Raw genomic sequence first — 19,771 nt, forward strand, 5'->3', positions numbered from 1 at the left:
GCCGCCATGAGCGCAGAACCCCAATTTCACCGCCGTTCTCCCCAAGAGTATTTAGATTGGGAAGCCATGCAGGACATCAAGCACGAATATCTCGATGGGGAAGTGTTCGCCATGACGAGCGGCACGATTGCCCATAATTTGATTGCGCTGAATTTAGCCTCCACGTTGAAAGCATTTTTGCGGGGCAAGGGCTGTCGCGTGTTTATGTCAGATGTAAAAGTGCAGGTGTCTGAGCGTGGGGCGTATTTCTATCCCGATGTAATGGTGAGTTGCGATGAGCGCGATCGCCCAGCGGTGAACCTCATTCAACATCCCTGCCTAATTGTAGAAGTGCTGTCTCCCACGACCGAAGCCTTCGATCGGGGCGAAAAGTTTCGTCGCTATCGCCAGCTTTCGACGCTGCAAGAATATGTCTTGATTGATGCTACGCAAATTAGTGTCGATCGCTTCCGTCGCCTTTCAGAAACGCAGTGGGAACTGCAATCTTTTGCCGCCGAAGACACCCTCGAACTCACCAGCATCGACTGGCAAGGGGCGATCGCCCTGCTCTATGAAGATGTAATTTTCGAGAGCATTCCACCTTCAAGCTAGATGGAAATAAAAGTAAGAAAGAAGGTAGTTGGATTGCTTTATCAAGCAGCTTCTCAGGTGATCAACCCGATTTCGATTTCCAGCCTTTCCCAAGGATCATCAGCAGATTTTCGATTGGCAATTTGGGCAGTCAGCGTTTCGCCGCGATCTAGCATTTGCGCCAGGGTTCTGTTTGCAACACGAGGCACATAGCCCAATTTCCGGTCTTGCCAGTAAACCTCGATCGCATATTCGTCATGCTTGTTGTCAGGCTCACGGACAAGCCGCACGGCATCTCCGACAGCCAAGTTTTTCCATACTTTTTTACCATCGTAGTATTGAAAACCAGCGACAAACACAGTTTGAACCAACTTGATGGTGCCGTTAGAGTCAGCACTTGAAGGAGAAGATACCCCTTTCGCAGGAGCAAACCACGACAATATCCGATTAAGGTCAGCTTGGGTAAGATAGCGAAGACCGGAATTCGGAGTTCCCTGGGTAGGGGCAAACCATGACAATACTAGCTCAAGTTTCTGTCTGTCCATAATTATTGCCAGATCCGTTTAGATTCATCCAAACCCATTCAGATTCATTGTGTTGTCAATTACATTGGCTATTAACGCTGGCTAAGTCGTGATGGTTCTGGCTAAATAGCTTTGGCAGGGAATATACCAACTATTCAATTATTCAATTAGCTTCTCAATTCAATATTCCTCATTCCTCAATTCAATTAGTTTCAGCGTTTTGGCATCCGGTTCGCCCTGAAAATATTGGTCGAGCAGTTGGTGAAACACCGAACCAGCGGGCGATACCTGGGCAAACAGCGTGGCGCAGGAGCGCAGCTTCAGGTCATCGGGTGAGCCAAAAATCTCGTAAGCTGATCGCCCGTTTACCTGAAGCGCTGCCTCGGCGCACTCGATCAACCGAGCGCCCAAAATGGGATGTTGCAGGTATGCCTCGGCCTCGGCGAGGCTTTTGATGGCGTAGTGCTGAGACGTGGCGCTGAAGCCCAGCCCTGCATATTGCGGGAAGATGTACCACATCCAGTGCGATCGCTTTTTGCCCTGCCGAATTTCCGCCAGCGCCCGCGCATAGTCAGACGCTTGCGCTTTCAGGAAGCGATTCAGGTCATAGAGGTCGTCTTGCTCTGCCATAATTCACGATATGCGGATTTTAGATTTTAGATTGCCGATTTTAGATTGCCAAGCTGAGGCGATGTAAGACTTTCAGCTCTCGTTATGGGATCGTCTTCAAAAGATTTTCCAAAAGACTTAACCTCAGCCAGCGAACGGGCTTTCCAAAGACCGTGCCCAAGCCTTGTGATGACTTGCCATGAAACTTCACCGCCCGCCTCTGATCCTTGCTTTCCTGCTGCTGTTGGGGCTGGGGCTGCGGTTTTGGGGGCTGGACTTGAAGCCGATGTGGCTGGATGAGGTGATTACGGCGATCGCCGCGATGGGTCGTCGCTATGACGAAATCCCGGTCGGGCAGTTCTTCCCGCTGTCGTATCTGGATGAGTTGTTCACCGTGCAGCCGGGGCTAAGTTGCACAGACATCACGCAGCGGCTGATCGCCACCTCGCCCCATCCGCCGCTGTTTTTTTGCCTGATGTATGGCTGGATGGAGGCGCTGCGGCCGGGCGAGCACTGGGTCTGGGCGCTGCGGGCGCTGCCGGCGCTGTTTGGGGTGGGGGCGATCGCCGCTGTGTATGCACTCAATCGGGTCGCCTTTTCGACTGCGGCGGGGCTGGCGGGGGCAGCAGCGATGGCGGTGTCGCCGTTTGGGGTTTATCTCTCACAAGAGGCGCGGCACTATACACTGCCTGTGCTGCTGATCACGCTGGGGCTGCTGGGGCTGGTGCAAATGCAGCAAGACTTGCAGCGGCATCGGTTTCGCCCGTGGGTGTGGCTGGGCTGGGCGGCGATCGCCGGACTGGGACTCTACGTTCACTATTTTTGCCTGCTGGCACTGGCGGCGCAGGGGGGGGCGCTGCTGGGCTGGATGCTGCTCAATCGGGGGCAAATTTCGCGCTGGGGCTGGGGGGCGCTGGGGCTGGCGATCGCCGCCGTTGTCCTGATGTATCTGCCCTGGCTGCCGATTTTCTGGGAGCATATGAACCGCCCGGAAACCGAGTGGCTGGGGCTGGCAGACGGCATTTTGGGAAGACTCTCGCCGCTGCTGCAAACGGCGGTCGGCTGGGTGCTGATGGCGGTGATGATGCCTGCGGAAAAACAGCCCAGGGCGATCGCTATTCCGTCGGCGCTGTTTATGCTGGGCTATGCCGCGTGGCTGGGGCGACTATTGTGGCGCAGCGGGCGAACCCTCTGGGGCAAAACGCCGCAGCAGCCTGCGTTGACCTTGCTGGTGGGGTTTCTGGGGCTGGTGCTGCTGGAGTTTGCGGTCATCGTCTACGGACTCAACAAAGACATCACCCTGGCTCCGCGCTATAACTTTGTCTACTTTCCGGCGGTGTGTGCGCTGGTGGGGCTGCTGCTGGCGCATTTGCCAAAGGGGATGAATCCGAAGCGGGTGTGGGCGATCGCCCTGGCAGTCGGCATCGTCAGCAGCCTGGTCGTCGCCAGTGGACTGGGGTTCTACAAAAGCTTCAACCCGCTGAAGGCCGCCAGCGAGATATATTCCGACGACCCCACCACGCCCACCCACATCGTCGTCAGCGCCCCCAGCACCCAGGAAATTGCCCTCGGACTCAGCTTTGGGCTAGAAATTCGCCGCCGCGCCCTGCAAGATCATTCCACCACGCCGATTCGCCTCGGCTTTTTGGCACAGCCTGCGCGAGACGCGGCATTTTGGGAGTCCCTGGCAAATATGCCCCAGCCCCAGGAATTACCGCTGAATCTCTGGGTGGTCGGGTCTTCGCAAATGCCCAAACAGAGCTTTCCGGTGCAAGTGTGGCTGCGTCGCCCGCCCGGAAGCCGTCCCCGCCGGATACGATGCGCGATCGCCCCCGACGAAACCCACCACGCCGCCAACTATCCCTACCAGGGCTACGTTTGTCAAGCGGGGGTAGGGCGTGTCTCCCGTGCCCCTACTCCTCTGCCTCCGCGCTCAGATCCGGCGGCAGCAGCGGCAGGCGGATGGTAAAGGTGGTGGAGTGGCGATCGCCCGATACCGACAAGCTGCCGTGAATTTGCTCAGCTCGTCGTCGCGCCAGCGCCAACCCCAGTCCTGTGCCGCCATGCTTCCAGGGGTCGCTGTTGGGGATGCGGTAGAACTTCTCAAAGATGCGATCGCGCTCTGCTTCGGGAATCGTGATGCCCGTGTTGGTGATGTGGATGGCGTAGTGGGGAGACGCAGGGTGGGGAAGCTGGGCGCTCTCCGTTTCGTTATCTTCTAAATCTTCGAGGCGGGCAGAAACGCAGATCGTCTCGTTGGTGGGCGTGTACTTGCAGGCATTTTGAAGCAGTTCTGTAAAAACTTGCTCCAGGTAGGAAAAATCGGTGGTGACGATCAGCGGCTCGGCGGGCAGGTGAAAGTGCAGGTTTTGCTGCTGGCTGCGGGCACGGCTGACGAAGGGTTCGGCAACGTGCAGTATCCAGGATCGAAGCTCCAGACTGGTCAGCAACAGCGGCTCGGTGTTGGCAGAAAGGCGCGACAGGTCGAGCAGGTCGTTGATCAACCTCGTTTCGCGATCGCACTCACTTTGCAGAATTTTGAAATACTGACTGATTTGCGGGTCGTCGAACACGCCCTTGCGCCGAAGCAAAATCTCCAACATTTCTGCGGACATTTTGATACTGGACATGGGCGATCGCAGTTCGTGAGACACGGTGTTCAGAAAGTCGTCCTTTAGATGATTTAACCGGGCTAGCTCATCGACCTGGCGCTGGGCGCTCTGATAGAGCCGCGACTGGCGGAGGGCGATCGCGCACTGGTTGGCCACCTGCTGCACCAGCCGCATCTCCATCTCCCGAAACGCCTCCTGACAGGGCTTAAATAGCCACAAACTGCCCAAAACTCGCTGATCGTGTAGAATCGGGCAAACTAGCATCGCCATTGGCTGCTCAGCCCTTGAGGACGCAATCGGCACAGCAGCCTCATGAACAAGCCTAAGCACAGGGAGCGGTTCCAGACAGCACCCCTGCACAAACTGACCGGCGAGAACGGCTGTATGCACCTCAGAATGCTCGACCAAGTTCACCACGAGTCCCTCGCTAGAAGCTGCCTGGGGGCTACTGCGATACTCATAGGCGATGGTCAACGTCTGTGCCGCCAGATCATACAAGCCTGCCTGACACCGCTCCACTCCCAGCCCGATGCCCAACTCGGTCACAGCAGTTTGCAAAATCTGGCGTTCGTCTAGGCTATCGCGCACTTTGTCGGTGATGCGCTTGAGCCGGGCTTCTAGGTCAATGGCTTGCTGCAACTGGGTTGTGCGCTGCTGCACCTGCGTTTCCAGGTTGGCGTTGAGCAACTGCACCTGATGAAATAGCTCTGATTGCTGGATGGCGATCGCCAGCTGATCGGCGACGGACTGAGCAACATCGACCTCCCAGTCTTCCCACCCCGCCAGCGACAAATCTCGCGAGAGGCTAAGGCTGCCCCAGATGCCTTCTCCGACTTTCAGCGGCACCAGCAGCCAACGACCGGGGATCTCTGCGGCTAGCTTTTGGTTAACCGCTCCTTCTGCCTGGCGATTGTCGTCTAGCCGCACAGACACCCCTTGCATCAGTTGCCTGCCGATGGGATTGCCCCTGTGGGGAATGCGGACTCCCAGCAGTCGTTGGGAGACGGGCGACCCCGGCGGCACATATTCTGCCTGAAGCAGCCAGCACTGCTCGGCGGGCAGATATTTCGCAATCCACACGCGGCTGAGTCCCAGAAGAGAAGCGGTTTCGCGAACCGCAGTTTCAAAAATGGTGGGCAAATCCAGCGATCGACGGATTGCCTGAATCACCTGATTCAGCATTTGCTCTCGCTGCGATCGCTGCTTGAGTTCTAGCTCTAGTTGTTTGCGCTCAGTAACGTCTTGCGTCGTGCCATAAAGCTTGACGACGCGCCCTGCCCCATTGACCCGTACTTGGGCACGGGATTCTAGATAGGCAATTGAGCCATCGGCTCGGCACAGTCGCAAATCGAGAACATAGGGTTGCCCCAGGGCGATCGCCTGCGAAATAGCCGCCTCTAGCCGCGACCGATCCTCCGGGACGAGCTGTTGCAGCAAATCCAGATATTTAGGGGTGCCCTGGGCAGGGTCTAGCCCATAGATGGCATACATCTGCTCCGACCAGGTGATTTGCTTGGTGTCTACGTCAAACTCCCAATCCCCAATTTGACCCACCGCCTGGGCCGTTTTTAGGCGGGCTTGGCTTTGCTGAAGGGCTTCTTCGGCCTGCTTGCGGCGGGTAACATCTAAATCAACGGTTGTCACCCGCCAGCAGTCTTCCTGCGGTTCGTAGCAGCTAGAAGCAATGCAAGAGATCCAGCGAATTGAGCCATCGCGATGGCGAAACCGGTACTCATAGTTGGCAGGTTTTCCTTGCAGAAGTTGGGTTCGCATTTGGGCAAACACCAGCGGGCGATCGTCGGGCAGCACCCGCGAAATCCAGAGATGCTTATCATTCATGAAGTCCTGAGCCGGATAGCCAAACAGCGTTTTGTCTCCAGCAGAGCAATAGTCGTAGACCCAAGTCATATCGGCATAGAGCCGAAAACTGGTGACAGCGGCGCAGGCACCGTTCAATACTTCCCGGAGTTGCAGCGCTGTTTGCTCGGAGGTTTGCTCTAAGGCTTTGCGATCGCTGATATCTGTTACCAGCGCGTAGTACCCTCGCACCTGCTGAAGATCCCCCCAATCAGGAACTAGCAGCACCGAGACATGGCGCAATCCGCCAACCTTGTAGGGTAGTTTGGCTTCATATTGCACCAACTTGCCTCGTAGGGCCTGCTCGATAAATGGAGCGGCTACGCGATAGGCTGCTTCGCCAATCACATCTTGTACTGTTTTGCCATAGAGTTCTTCTCGCGGCTGTTCCATCCACACCTCGTAGGTGCGGTTCATAAAACGGTAGCGCTGCTCAGCGTCATTATAGGCAACGCACACCGGTAAAACATCGAGAACCCTCTGAAGGTGTAGTTCACAATCTTTGGGCAGAGAACTGGCAACAGACTGTGGTTCGCCGAATACAGCCGTCGCTTCAGGAGCAGCCGAAGCGTGGATTGCTGGGGTGGGCGAGTCGGATAGATCGCAAGGCTGAATTTGGGGAGTGGGGCGATCGCTCACGGGTATAGAATGCCTCAGAAAGCAGTCTGCAAAAGCCTAGAAGGATACCTGTACCTGAAGGAAACTGGGAGCTTGGCTATCTAGAAACAATAGCATTCTCGGTAAGGTACAGGTCTGCTCTCGCTATACTGTTCGATGATTGTCCCTGTAAGACATTAGAAGATGCAATCATGCTCTAGCCGAACCCTGCGAGAAACCGCTGCGTCGCTAGTATCGCTCTAGCAACTGCTGCACTTCTGCCTCTAGTTCCAGATTACCCAGAGCGTTCCACTCGGCGCGGCGCACCGCCAGAAATGCTTGCGCTAAGTCGGCTCCCAGCGCATTCAGCAGCACGGCGGACTGGCTGAGTTGGGCGATCGCCGCTCCCAGGTTGGTGGGTAGCCGATCAATCTGGCGAGCCTGCCGTTCTGCCTCGGTCAGTGTGGCGGGGTCTACGGCGACAGGTTCTCCCGGTTCTCGCCGCTGCTGAATGCCATCCAGCCCCGCAGCGATTGTCGCCCCCAACGCCAGATAGGGATTCGCCGAAGCGTCTACGGTTTTTAGCTCAAGATGGGTCGGGCTGGGCGGGTGGGGATTGCTGGGCACGCGCACGGCAGCCTCGCGGTTGTCCATGCCCCAGGCGCGAAAGGCTCCGCTCCAACTCTGGGGCTGGAGACGGCGGTAAGAATTGGTGCTGGGTGTGGTCAGGGCCATCAAGGCGGGGAGATGGTGCAAAATGCCGCCGATAAAGTGGAGGGCGATCGCCGACAGGGTTCCAGTCCGTCCTGGATCGGGCAACACATTCACGCCCTCGCGCCACAGGCTCAAGTGCAGGTGGCAACCACTTCCCGCCTGGTCAGCAAAAATCTTGGGCAAAAACGAAGCCCGCAGCCCGTGCCGCAGCGCTACACCGCGCACCGTTTCTCGCAAGGCAATCTGCCAGTCGGCCGCCCGCAGCGCGTCCCCATAGCGGACGGCAATTTCGTGCTGCCCTGGCCCCGACTCTGGATAATAGCGCTCGACCCAAATTCCCTGAGCTATTAGCGCGTCCGTGATGTCATCGATGACCGCTTGGTTCAGATCCATCCCCAGAGTCGCCGCAAAAGGTGTGCGATCTGCCGGGTGAATCAATCCTGACTCATCCAGCCGCAGCAGATAAAATTCAGGCTCAAACGCCGCCATCACCCGCAGCCCTGCCTCTTGCTCCAGACGAGCCAGCATTCGCTTCAGGAAGCCACGCGGACACAGGCTCCAGGGCTGTTCGCCTAGCTGCATGTCGGCCATCACGCGAGCATGACCTGGCGCGTAGGGCAAGGGGGTCAGCGTCTTCCAGTCGGGCACCAGCCACGCTTCGCCCACCGGCCCCAGTCCGCTGTCTGCGGCCACGCCGTCCACCATCACGGGAACCGCCTGCTGCGCTAACGAGATGCCAATTCCCCAGTCTCGATGTTCGTCTAGAAACTGGCGGTGAAAGGCTTTGCCGCGAATGACGTTGCCGTTGTCGCACCATAGCAAGCGCACAAAGCGGGTGTTGTACTGGGTGAGTCGAGTGGCTAGACAATCGGAGTCGGTCATGTGGTTTGTGGTCAATGTTGCGATCGCCCTTGCTGAACTTTGGGGGCAGAGAATGCTGCATAGAGTTCCATTGAAGCAAGATTAAAGCTTCAATAAAGCCTCTGTGAAGCCTGTGGAGGAGACTGAGTGCAGCCCTAATATACAGGAGGGGAAGTCATCTCAGTAATTCCACGCACTCATGCTATGGGTGCATTTAGGAACATTCTTTTAAGTTTCTTCCTGTTTCAGCAAAGTTTCATTGTTGAAGTGATTGCCTAGATTTTTCAGGCTCAGTTTTCGAGTTTTAGTTTTCAAGTCTCAAGCTTTTTAGGGTGCGAATTGGTTTGAAGATCAGGTCTGCTGAATGGCAGGCGATTTTGTGCTGCTGTTTGTGCTGCCCAGTTTTTGCTGAACTTCACGTTTAACCCTGTGTTCTCATCCGGAAATTGCCCCTCGACTCCCGCTTCCTATGGATAGCCAAACCCCGTTTTCATCTGCCAATTTTTCTCCAGTCCGCTCCTCCGATTTTCTAGAAATCGTCCTGGGTAGCGGCAATGACACGATTTTCACCTCTACTGAACACTCAGAGCGAACCGTCTATCGGGGTGGTTTGGGCATCGACCGGATTAATTTGGTGTTTACATCCGAACAACTCCAGACCATCCTCGACAGCGGCCAGTTGCCCGCTCTAAAGACTTACCTCAGCGATCCAACAAATCGACGACTGGAGCTGGTGTCGCTGCTGAACTTTGCGGCTGAGGGCTTTGAGATAGCAGCTTTGTATATTCAAGACACGAGTAACCCGGACTTGGGCGATCGCCTCGTACCCATTTCCACCGACGCGCTGCTCAATACAGATGCCGTTAGCATTGGTCGGGCATCATCTAGCTTCGGCAGTTCACCCTCCGTCCTACCTGACGATTCACCCGAGGTTCCCGGCATTCATGATTCGCCCAATGTCGAAATGCCAGAACTCGATGAGTGGATACCTCCGGTAGATGAGGCGATGGTGAGCCTTGATACCTTTTCCATAGCAAGCTCCGTGGAAAGTTCGGACAGGGCGATCGCAGAAATGCCAACCCTGGTTGGAACGCCGGGAGTTAACACGCTGTTCATTGCAATGGATAGTGCCTACACCATCAAAGCTAACAGCGGCAACGACTACATTTACGCTGGCAGTGGCGATGACCTAATCTACACCAGCAGTTTTGGTTCAACAGATACGAACCAGGTATGGGCAGGCGCAGGCAACGACACGATTGTTCTGAGCAGCGGTGCAGATACAATCTATGGCGAAGACGGCGACGACCTGTTTTTGTTCAATGTGCCGGGTTATGCAGACGGCAGCGCTCTGGATGGCGACACAATCTACGGCGGCGCAGGCAGCGACACCATCCGCAACGACACGCCCGGAGCCGACATCTTCCTCTGGCAAATCAACAACTTCTACCAGTTCCCCACATCAACCTGGATTCTGGGCGTAGAAGTGTTCGATGGCAACGGGGGAACAATCATTGGGCGCGATACGCTTACCAACTATCTCGACTTTTCAGTGTTTGAATCGGTCATGAATGTCCCGCTGATTCGGCTGGGAGAAACTTACGACCTGGTAAATGCATCTAGCTTTACTACACCTGTAGAAATTCACGGACTTGCGGGCAATGATATCCTCATTGGCGGTGCAGGCGATGACACGCTAGTCGGCGGGCCGGGCGACGATGTGCTGACAGGTGGCCCTGGTCGAGATACGTTTCACCTGAATGCACCCGGACAGGGCATAGACCAAATCACTGACTTTACGCCCAGCGTAGATCGCCTACGAATCGCAGCTTCTGACTTTGAAAATTTCCAAAGCGCTGGGCCGTTGCAGGCAAACCGATTTGTCATAGGTGTGGCAGCCCAAACTTCCCTCCACCGAATTATCTACAACCCGTTGAACGGAGATTTGCTATACGACGCAAACGGCTCTGGCGATGGCGTGGGCGCTGTGCAAATTGCGATCCTGCCAAGAAACCTATCGCTGAGTCACTCTGACATTCTGGTGATGTAGGAGTTTGGCTGGAGTGATGATGTAGATATCGGTAGATATCGGCTGTCTAAAGCGCAGCCACTTGCCTAAAGCGCAGCCACTTTAGATTGCAGCCGCTTCAATTTCGTCATCGGGAAGCGCCCAGACGAATCAGGCGGCCGTTTGGCGCGTCGGTGAGGACGTAGAGATAGCCGTCCGGGCCCTGGCGCACGTCTCGAACCCGCTGTCCAATAGGAATTGAAGATTCGTTGACAACTCGCCCTGCCTCATCTACCTCGATCTGGCGTACATCTTGTGAGACCAGACCACCCGCAAACAGTTTCCCTTGCCACTCTGGGAAGCGATCGCCCCGATAAATCGCCAACCCCGACGGAGCCGTAGCCGGAGTCCACACTAGGCGAGGATCAACCATGCCCGGTCGCGACTGTTCTGATGAAATCACGCCGCCGGAGTATTCGCGGCTAAAGGTGACCACCGGCCAGCCATAGTTTTTGCCAGGGGCAATCAGATTCAACTCATCGCCGCCGCGAGAGCCATGTTCTGTAGACCATACCCGCTGAGTTTCTGGGTCAAACGCCAGCCCCTGTATATTGCGGTGTCCATAGCTCCAAATGCTGGGTTCAGCGTTGGGTGTATTGACAAAGGGATTATCGACGGGGATAGAACCGTCGTCATTCAAGCGCACAATTTTTCCAAGATGCACATTCAGATTCTGGGCCTGGTTGCGGATTAGGTCGCCGTCAAGCTGCACCGGTGGGTTGCCGCCGTCACCAATTGACACCAGCAGCGTATTGTCAGGCAGCCAGGCCAGACGAGACCCGAAGTGTTGCCCCTGCGTCTTGGCGCGGTTCACTTCAAACAGCACCGTCCAATTGGTCAGGCGCGTACCGTCAAACTGGGCGCGGGCGACGCGGGTTTGGTTGGCATCTACGGCACCATGAGCATAGGTGAAGTAGACCCAGCGATTTTCAGCAAACTGGGGATGCAGGGCGATATCCAGCAGTCCGCCCTGGCCAACTGCCAGCACTGGGGGAACGCCGGGAATCGGGGTTGGGTCAAGCCTGCCGTTGCGAATGATCCGCAGCCGTCCGGGCCGTTCGGTCACCAGCATGTCGCCGTTGGGCAGCCAGGCGATGCCCCAGGGATGCTCCAGATTTTCGGCAAGGATGGTTTGCTGGATGCCAGGTTGCTGGGCGATCGCCCCGCTGAGGACAGGCGGAATGGCGGCATCAACCTCGCTAGCAGCAGAGGCAACGTCAAACGCAGCAGGTGCTTCAGCATTAGATGCGGCAGGCGGAATGTCGGAAGGGGGATCGGCGGGGGCGATCGCAGCAGGAGAGGCTTCGGGCATCTCTGGCTGCACCGGAGGCGAAGCAGCACAACCAATTAGGGAAACGAGAGCCACGAGATATCCTGGGGTTTTCAAGAGGTCAGGGTTCAGAATCGCCATAGGACATTGAGTTGCCGAATCACTGCATGAAAAATCAGCCCACTGAAATCATCCTGCTGAAATCCTGGTCGTCAGGCGCTTTCGGGGACTGCGTGGAGGGCGATCGCCCCCTACACAATACAGCTTGATTATAACGACGGGCTTTCCTGCCCCGGATCTGTCCCAGTGCAGAGCATTTGTAAAGACGCTGATCAAAGTACGCTCAAACAAGCTCAGATACGCTCAAATCCGCTTGAAATTAGCTGAAACAAAAAGCCCCTCACCGGATGGCGAGGGGGCTTTCAGTTAAGGATTCAATGACCTGAACTCCATCAATCTAGCCAAATCGACTAGAGGTTGAGGCGATCAAGAAGGCGGCATAGGTCAGGATGTAGCCCACCGTGAAGTGTGCCAGACCTACCAGACGAGCCTGAACGATTGACAGCGCCACGGGCTTGTCCTTCCAGCGCACCAGGTTTGCAAGCGGCGTGCGCTCATGGGCCCAGACGATGGTTTCGATCAGCTCTTGCCAGTAGCCGCGCCAGCTAATCAGGAACATGAAGCCAGTCGCCCAAACCAAGTGTCCAAAGAGGAACATCCAGGCCCAAACCGCTAGGTTATTCATGCCGTAGGGGTTATAGCCGTTGATTAGCTGAGCCGAGTTGAGCCACAGATAATCGCGCAGCCAACCCATGATCGTTGGCGAGCTTTCGTTGAACTGCGCCACGTTGCCTTGCCACACGCCCAGATGCTTCCAGTGCCAGTAGAAGGTGACCCAACCAATGGTGTTGAGCATCCAGAACATAGCGAGATAGAAGGCATCCCAAGCAGAGATATCGCAGGTGCCGCCCCGGCCAGGGCCGTCGCAGGGGAAGCTATAGCCGAAGTCTTTCTTGTCGGGCATCAGCTTCGAGCCGCGAGCATCCAATGCGCCTTTCACTAGGATTAGCGTGGTGGTGTGCAGACCCAGGGCGATCGCATGGTGAACCAGGAAGTCGCCAGGGCCAATGGTCAGGAACAGCGAGTTTGCGCCGCTGTTGATGGCATCCAGCCAGCCCGGTAGCCACACGTTGCCGTGATTGGGCCAGGCGGTCGCTGCAATGCTGTCAGGATTCGACAGCAGCGCGTTGAAACCGTATAGCGCCTTGCCCGAAGAAGCCTGGACGAACTGTGCGAATACAGGCTCTACCAGGATTTGCTTTTCGGGCGTGCCGAAAGCCTGCATCACGTCGTTGTGGACGTACAGACCCAGCGTGTGGAAGCCGAGGAACAGCGACACCCAGCTCAGGTGAGAAATCAGCGCTTCTTTGTGTTGCAGCATCCGATCTAGCACGTTGCCTTTGTTCTGAGCGGGGTCATAATCCCGCACCAGGAAGATTGCACCGTGCGCGAACGCACCCACCATGATGAAGCCAGCAATGTACTGGTGATGGGTATAGAGGGCTGCCATCGTCGTGTGATCCTTCGCAATGAAGGCGTAAGGCGGCATGGCATACATGTGCTGCGCCACCAGAGAGGTAATCACACCCAGCGCCGCTAGAGCAAAGGCAAGCTGGAAGTGCAGCGAGTTGTTCATCGTTTCATACAAGCCCTGGTGGGGCAGGTTGAACTGACCTTCGCTGCTCTTGCTCAACAGACCAGCCTTGGAGTTCAGCATTTCTTTGATGCTGTGCCCAATGCCGAAGTTGGTGCGATACATGTGGCCTGCAATGATGAAGATCACGGCGATCGCCAAGTGGTGATGCGCGATATCCGTCAGCCACAGTGCCTCGGTCTGAGGATGGAAACCACCCAGAAACGTCAGGATTGCCGTACCCGATCCTTCACCCGTGCTAAACACATGGTTCAGACCGTCAGGGTTTTCCGCATACACGCCCCAGTTGCCCGTAAAGAAGGGCAGCAGTCCAGCGGGGTGCGGCTTCACCGATAGGAAGTTGTCCCAGCCCACATGAATTCCGCGAGATTCAGGAATCGCCACGTGAACCAAGTGACCCGTCCACGCCAGAGAGCTGACACCAAACAGACCAGCCAAGTGGTGATTCAACCGAGACTCAGCATTCTTGAACCAGGACAGCGACGGACGGAACTTGGGTTGCAGGTGCAGCCAGCCCGCAAACAGGAAGACTGAAGCTAGCAGCAGCAGAAAGACCGCGCCCGTGTAGAGTTCGCCGTTTGTCCGCATCCCGATCGTGTACCACCAGTGATACACGCCAGAGAAGGCAATGTTCACCGGCCCAGAGGCACCGCCCTGGGTGAAGGCATCGACGGCTGCTTTACCGAAATGAGGGTCCCAGATCGCATGGGCGATGGGTTTTACATGCAGTGGGTCTTTAATCCACTGCTCAAAGTTGCCTTGCCAGGCGACGTGGAAGAGGTTGCCCGATGTCCACAAAAAGATGATTGCCAAATGACCGAAGTGAGAAGCAAAAATCTTTTGATAAAGATTCTCCTCCGTCATGCCATCGTGGCTTTCGAAGTCGTGGGCGGTGGCAATCCCATACCAGATCCGACGAGTGGTCGGATCTTGCGCCAAATCCTGGCTGAATTTTGGGAATTTAGTTGCCATAAGTCCTGATTGACAGACTCAGTTAACAATCAGCAGTTTTGCTATTTAGCCTCCAGTCTACCCGACTCAAGCGGTAGAACCTTGGGCACTTCGCTACAGAACCACATCAGATTTCATTAGGGAAATCAATGCAATCAATTGCTCAGCGCCCAACATTCACCGTCCTTGTCTAGCAGTCCAGAGAAGTCAGCACTTCAGAGAGCGCCTAGCCAACAGCAATAATTCGAGCCAGGAAGAAGGCCCAAGTCGTCGCGATACCCCCAAGGAGGTAGTGAGCCACCCCAACCGCACGACCCTGAATGATGCTCAGAGCGCGAGGCTGGATCGCCGGAGCAACCCGAAGCTTGCTGTGGGCCCAAACGATGGATTCGATTAGTTCTTGCCAGTAGCCGCGACCGCTGAACAAGAACATCAGGCTGAACGCCCAGATGAAGTGGGCACCCAGGAAGATCAGACCGTAGGCCGACAGCGCCGAGCCATAGGAGCCAATCACCTGAGAAGCTTGTGCCCAGAGGAAGTCGCGCAGCCAACCGTTGATGGTGATGGCGCTCTGAGCGAAGTTGCCGTTCGTAATGTGCGTTACCGAGCCGTCTGGTGCGACCGTGCCCCATACATCCGACTGCATCTTCCAACTGAAGTGGAAAATCACAATCGAGAGGGAGTTATACATCCAGAACAGACCGAGAAACACATGATCCCAACCCGACACCTGGCAGGTGCCGCCACGACCCGGCCCGTCGCAAGGGAAGCGGAAGCCCAGGTTGGCTTTGTCAGGAATCAGACGAGAACTGCGAGAGAAGAGAACACCCTTCAGCAGAATCAGCACCGTCACATGGATAGTGAAGGCATGGATGTGGTGAACCATGAAGTCTGCCGTGCCCAGGGCGATCGGCATCATGGCGACTTTGCCACCCACAGCAACCAGATCTCCGCCAAAGGCGAGGCTGGCAGGGCCGATTGCATTCGGAGCGGTAGCTCCAGGAGCAGCCGTATGCAGACCTTGCACCCACTGAGCGAATACGGGCTGGAGCTTGATGGCAGTGTCCGAGAACATATCTTGAGGACGGCCCAAAGCCCGCATGGTGTCGTTGTGGATGTAGAGTCCGAAGCTATGGAAGCCGAGGAAAATACAAACCCAGTTTAGGTGGGAAATGATGGCATCACGATGACGCAGCACCCGATCCAGCAGGTTGTTGACGTTTTGAGCAGGGTCGTAATCGCGAACGAAGAAGATCGCGGCGTGAGCGCCTGCACCCACCACCAAGAAGCCGCCAATCCACATGTGGTGGGTGAACAGCGAGAGCTGGGTGGGGTAGTCCGTTGCCAAGTAAGGATAGGGCGGCATTGCATACATGTGCTGCGCCACGATGATGGAGAGAGACCCCATCATGGCCAGGTTGATGGCCAGTTGGGCGTGCCAGGAAGTCGTGAGGATCTCGTAAAGACCTTTGTGACCTTCACCGGTGAAGGGCCCTTTGTGTCCCTCCAGGATTTCCTTCATGCTGTGACCGATGCCCCAGTTAGTGCGGTACATGTGACCTGCGATGATGAACAGAACGGCGATCGCCAAATGGTGATGTGCCGTATCGCTGAGCCACAGACCACCCGTGACCGGGTTCAGTCCGCCTTTGAACGTAAGGAAATCGGCATATTCGCCCCAGTTGAGGGTGAAGAAGGGAGTCAAGCCCTTTGAGAAGCTGGGATACAGATCCGCCATCAGGCTGGAGTTCAGGATGAACTCGTGCGGCAGCGGGATATCCTTTACAGCTACGCCCGAATCGAGCAACTGGTTAATGGGCAGAGACACATGGATTTGGTGACCGGCCCAACCCAGAGAACCCAGACCCAGCAGACCGGCCAGGTGGTGGTTCATCATGGATTCCACGTTTTGGAACCACTCCAGTTTGGGAGCGGCCTTGTGGTAATGGAACCAGCCTGCAAACAGCATTAGACCTGCCATCACTAGCGCACCAATGGCGGTGCAGTAGAGCTGGAAGCTGTTGGTAAAGCCAGAGGCGCGCCACAGTTGGAACAAGCCAGAGGTGATCTGGATGCCCTGGAAGCCGCCGCCAACATCTGCATTCAAAATCTCTTGACCGACAATTGGCCAGACCACCTGAGCACTAGGCTTGATGCCCGTGGGGTTGGTCAGCCAGGCTTCATAGTTTGAAAACTTAGCGCCGTGGAAATACATCCCGCTCAGCCAGATAAAGATCACCGCGAGGTGACCAAAGTGAGCGCTGAAGATTTTACGGGAGATATCCTCTAAGTCGCTGGTATGACTATCAAAATCGTGAGCGTCCGCATGAAGGTTCCAAATCCAAGTGGTGGTTTTGGGGCCCTTCGCCAACGTGCGGTCGAAGTGTCCCGGCTTGGCCCATAGCTCAAAAGAGGTAGGAACCGGGTCTTTGTCAACCGTCACCTTGACCTTCGCTTCTCGCTCCCGTGGGGTAGTTGTCATTAGAGACTCTCCTCTCTCTAGACAAGGAACGAAAATTAATCCAAACCCAGATGCCGCTTTCGCGGCAAGCCTCCCCGCTCACCACCGATCGCCGATGATGATAGCTAGGCATATAAGACCCAGGGGGAGCGTGTAAACCGCTTTACGGCAAATGCTTTGGCAGCAACGCTTTCAAGCAGTTGGGGAAGTGGGGGAGGAACGTCGCGATCGCCCTCGGCAAGGGCCAAAACGGCGACAGGACGTGACCTGGGTAGGTTTCTTAGAGATTATAGTGCTGTGTTTAGCCCAAGTTTCACGGCTATTAACAATAATTCAAGATGGGAAAACTTTGATTGATCCTGCGTTTCACGGACAGCAGGACGCAAAAGATGGCCCGTTTGTGGCCGAATATTTACAAATCGAAATGGTTAATCATAAACCAATCCTAAGCATAGAAAAGTCGTGAGGAAAGAGCACGGAAGAATCTCAGAGTCGTGTCGGATACAATCGCCCAATTCCTCTACGGGCAAGGCTTTTGTTTTTTGACGAGGCAGGTATAAGACACAAGAATTAATGCCATTAAAAATTCTCGATTTTGTCTCGATCTTGTCTTGATGCTGTTGTGGCTGGCGATCGCCCATCCCCACAAAAATTCTCGTACAAGAGATAAGCGCAGCCCTGTCGATCGTTTGCGTCTTTCTCATCTGCGGTTTTCCGGGGTGTTCGCTGCGGATGCTCCGGGGTTTGATGTCGAGAAGCGCGATAGGCGCTATGCCGGGCGCTACATGAATCGCGTTGTTTGGCGTGCGAGGCAGAGCGGAATTTGCTCTGGGAGAGAGGGGAAGCGGTATAGTTCCCTATGGATAGACTCAATTCATTTTGTTTGCAGGGAACGTGCTAGCTCGCTGAAGCTAAACGGCTGGCTAGCCTCCCTGGAATGGCGATCGCACAGGAGTGAGGCGCGTGGTGATGCAGCGGATACGGCAATGGGGCAAATGCCTGGTGATCTTGGGTTTGATCGCAATCTTAGGGCTGGGATCTGCCGCCTGTGGTGAAAAGCCTGCCCGTAAGGGCGATCGCCCCTCGACTCGTCTCAATAGTCCCCGTCCCAGCAGTATTTCCGAAGTGCCACCGCCAGCCCTGCTGCAAGACCTGCGCCCATTTTTGGAAAACTATCAGCCGCAGGTCAAAATCCTCAGCCCACGCCCGGACGAGGTGCTGCAAGATGACAAAGTTTCCGTCAAGGTGCAGGTTAACGACTTGCCTATCTTTAAGGACAAAACCCTGGGGCTGGGGCCACACGTCCATGTGATTTTGGACAACTCGCCCTATAAAGCGCTGTACGACGCTGCCGAGCCGATTGTGTTCGAGAATCTGGAGCCGGGGACGCATACCGTGAGGGCGATCGCCTCTCGTCCCTGGCACGAACTCTTCAAAAACGACGGAGCCTTTGCCCAGGTTACGTTCCACGTTTATGCAAAAACGCCGGACAACCGCCCCATCCGCAATCAGCCCCTGCTTACCTACAGCCGTCCTGTCGGCAGCTACGGCGCAGAACCCGTGATGCTGGACTTTTTCCTGACCAACGTGCCGCTGCACATCATTGCCCAGTCCAGCGAAGACGACGACATTCCCGACTGGCGAATTCGCGCCACGGTCAACGGCGAGAGCTTCCTGATCGACCAGTGGCAGCCGATCTATCTCAAGGGGCTGAAACCTGGCAAAAACTGGGTGCAGCTAGAGCTTTTGAACGAAGACGGGGAACCGATTCCCAATGCGTTCAACAATACCGTTCGCGTCATCACCTATGAACCAGGCGGCACAGACCCGTTAGCAAAGCTGGTGCGCGGCGACCTGACCCTGGACGAAGCCCGCGCCATCGTTGACCCCAACTACAAGCCCGCCCCGAAACCATTGCCCGCGCCCATTGTGAAGGAATCGCCCGCGCCAACGCCTGCGATGCCCCCTGTTCAAGAATCACCCGCGCCCGCACCCGCGCCCGTACCAGCGCCTGTACCAGCGCCCGCAAAACCAGCTCCTTCGCCCACTCCTGCTCCAGAATCTGAACCACCCAAGGCGGCGGAACCCAAGGCGACACCCCCGAAAGCGGCATCCCCTCGAAAATCAGATTCCAGCGTGCCAGAGCCAGCGGTGTCCCCCGCTCCCAAGGCGATCGCCCCAGAGCCTTCGCCCAGCCCACGCCAATCATCACCCGTGGTGGAGTCAGCGCCGACCCCAGTACCGACCCCAGTGCTAGCTCCCACACCAGCCGCCGAACCCAGCCCTGTGCCTGTCCGCCCAGCGCGATTCCCGCAGGGATCGCTTCGCGAATCGCCCAAAGCAAAGAAAGCCCAGGAAACCGTGCCCGCATCACCGACACCCGTGGCTCCTCCAGCAGCGACCCCCAGCCCCCAGCCCAACCAGCCAGAGCCAGTGAAAGAGCCAGTGAAAGAGCTAGGGGAGCCAAAGCCGTCCAGTCGAGAGCCATCGGATTTGGAGCCATCTGGCAAAACGCCAGCTCCTACCCCCGCAAAAGCGCCGCCGCCGACTCGCGCGACTGAGCCAGCGCCCAGAGTGTCCCCCGTGTCCGCCGTGCCGACTCCAGAGCCAAGCGTCATCCCAGAGCCGTTGCCAAGTCCCCCTGCCCAGCCTGCTCCAACCCCGTCTGTGCTGCGCGAACTAGAAGAGCAGGTGCAGGAGCAAGTGCAGGAGTTGCCTGCGCCCAGCCCCACACCGCGCGTCAGCCGACCCGCTCGACCCAAACCCAAGAGCTATCTGGACAGCCTGCGCGATCGCCTGAAAGAGTTTCAGTCTTCAGCCAGCACCAAGGTTGAGGCGCTGCAAGAGTCGCTCCAGTCGGGCGCAAAAGATTTGCAAGAGTCGCTCCAGTCGGGTGTGAAAGAGTTGCAGGAGCTGCTTGACTGACAAAACTAAGAGGCTGGAATGCGGCTGAGGACGATGAA

General features: G+C 56.4%; 11 protein-coding genes. 4 read left to right on the forward strand and 7 right to left on the reverse strand.

Features of this window, described 5'->3' with window-relative positions; genetic code table 11:
• Positions 1-6: 6 nt before the first annotated feature.
• Positions 7-591, forward strand: a complete 585-nt coding sequence (locus tag IGS16_RS04850) for a Uma2 family endonuclease (RefSeq protein WP_297083794.1) — start codon at positions 7-9, stop codon at positions 589-591.
• Between the two features lie 53 nt (positions 592-644).
• Here IGS16_RS04850 and IGS16_RS04855 read toward each other — a convergent pair whose 3' ends face one another.
• A complete protein-coding gene (locus tag IGS16_RS04855; protein WP_297083796.1) occupies positions 645-1,115 on the reverse strand; it encodes an HIRAN domain-containing protein in 471 nt (156 codons plus the stop codon).
• Between the two features lie 159 nt (positions 1,116-1,274).
• Positions 1,275-1,724 (reverse strand): DUF1810 domain-containing protein, encoded by a 450-nt coding sequence (locus IGS16_RS04860; RefSeq protein WP_297083798.1) that lies wholly within the window; start codon positions 1,722-1,724, stop codon positions 1,275-1,277.
• A 178-nt stretch (positions 1,725-1,902) separates the two neighbouring features.
• Between IGS16_RS04860 and IGS16_RS04865 the strand changes: the two genes are divergently transcribed.
• On the forward strand, positions 1,903-3,672 hold the full coding sequence (locus IGS16_RS04865) for a glycosyltransferase family 39 protein (RefSeq protein ID WP_297083800.1): 1,770 nt from the start codon (positions 1,903-1,905) through the stop codon (positions 3,670-3,672).
• Here the strand turns inward: IGS16_RS04865 and IGS16_RS04870 are convergent.
• Together IGS16_RS04870 and IGS16_RS04875 are read right to left on the reverse strand one after the other, a co-directional pair.
• Positions 3,617-6,811, reverse strand: a complete 3,195-nt coding sequence (locus IGS16_RS04870) for a PAS domain-containing protein (RefSeq protein WP_297083802.1) — start codon at positions 6,809-6,811, stop codon at positions 3,617-3,619. The genes IGS16_RS04865 and IGS16_RS04870 overlap by 56 nt on opposite strands.
• Positions 6,812-7,018: 207 nt before the next feature.
• Positions 7,019-8,365 (reverse strand): glutamine synthetase family protein, encoded by a 1,347-nt coding sequence (locus tag IGS16_RS04875; RefSeq protein ID WP_297083804.1) that lies wholly within the window; start codon positions 8,363-8,365, stop codon positions 7,019-7,021.
• Between the two features lie 448 nt (positions 8,366-8,813).
• On the opposite strand from IGS16_RS04875, the gene IGS16_RS04880 reads away from it, so the two are divergent.
• The gene (locus IGS16_RS04880; RefSeq protein WP_297083806.1) at positions 8,814-10,394 is read left to right on the forward strand and encodes a calcium-binding protein; all 1,581 of its coding nucleotides are present in this window, start codon (positions 8,814-8,816) and stop codon (positions 10,392-10,394) included.
• A gap of 106 nt (positions 10,395-10,500) precedes the next feature.
• Here the strand turns inward: IGS16_RS04880 and IGS16_RS04885 are convergent, their stop codons facing one another.
• The 3 genes from IGS16_RS04885 to psaA form a co-directional block, all read right to left on the reverse strand.
• Positions 10,501-11,778 (reverse strand): PQQ-dependent sugar dehydrogenase, encoded by a 1,278-nt coding sequence (locus tag IGS16_RS04885; RefSeq protein WP_297083808.1) that lies wholly within the window; start codon positions 11,776-11,778, stop codon positions 10,501-10,503.
• Between the two features lie 361 nt (positions 11,779-12,139).
• On the reverse strand, positions 12,140-14,368 hold the full coding sequence (gene psaB, locus IGS16_RS04890) for a photosystem I core protein PsaB (RefSeq protein ID WP_297083809.1): 2,229 nt from the start codon (positions 14,366-14,368) through the stop codon (positions 12,140-12,142).
• 205 nt (positions 14,369-14,573) lie between these two features.
• Positions 14,574-16,829 carry a photosystem I core protein PsaA gene (gene psaA, locus IGS16_RS04895; protein WP_172353595.1) on the reverse strand — a complete coding sequence of 752 codons (2,256 nt, stop codon included), beginning with the start codon at positions 16,827-16,829 and terminating at the stop codon, positions 14,574-14,576.
• 945 nt (positions 16,830-17,774) lie between these two features.
• Between psaA and IGS16_RS04900 the strand changes: the two genes are divergently transcribed.
• Complete coding sequence (locus IGS16_RS04900) at positions 17,775-19,733, forward strand: hypothetical protein (RefSeq protein WP_297083812.1); 1,959 nt, start codon at positions 17,775-17,777, stop codon at positions 19,731-19,733.
• The last annotated feature ends 38 nt before the right edge of the window (positions 19,734-19,771 follow it).

The sequence above is a fragment of the Thermoleptolyngbya sp. C42_A2020_037 genome (assembly GCF_015272455.1).
In the GTDB taxonomy this organism is placed as follows: domain Bacteria; phylum Cyanobacteriota; class Cyanobacteriia; order Elainellales; family Elainellaceae; genus Thermoleptolyngbya.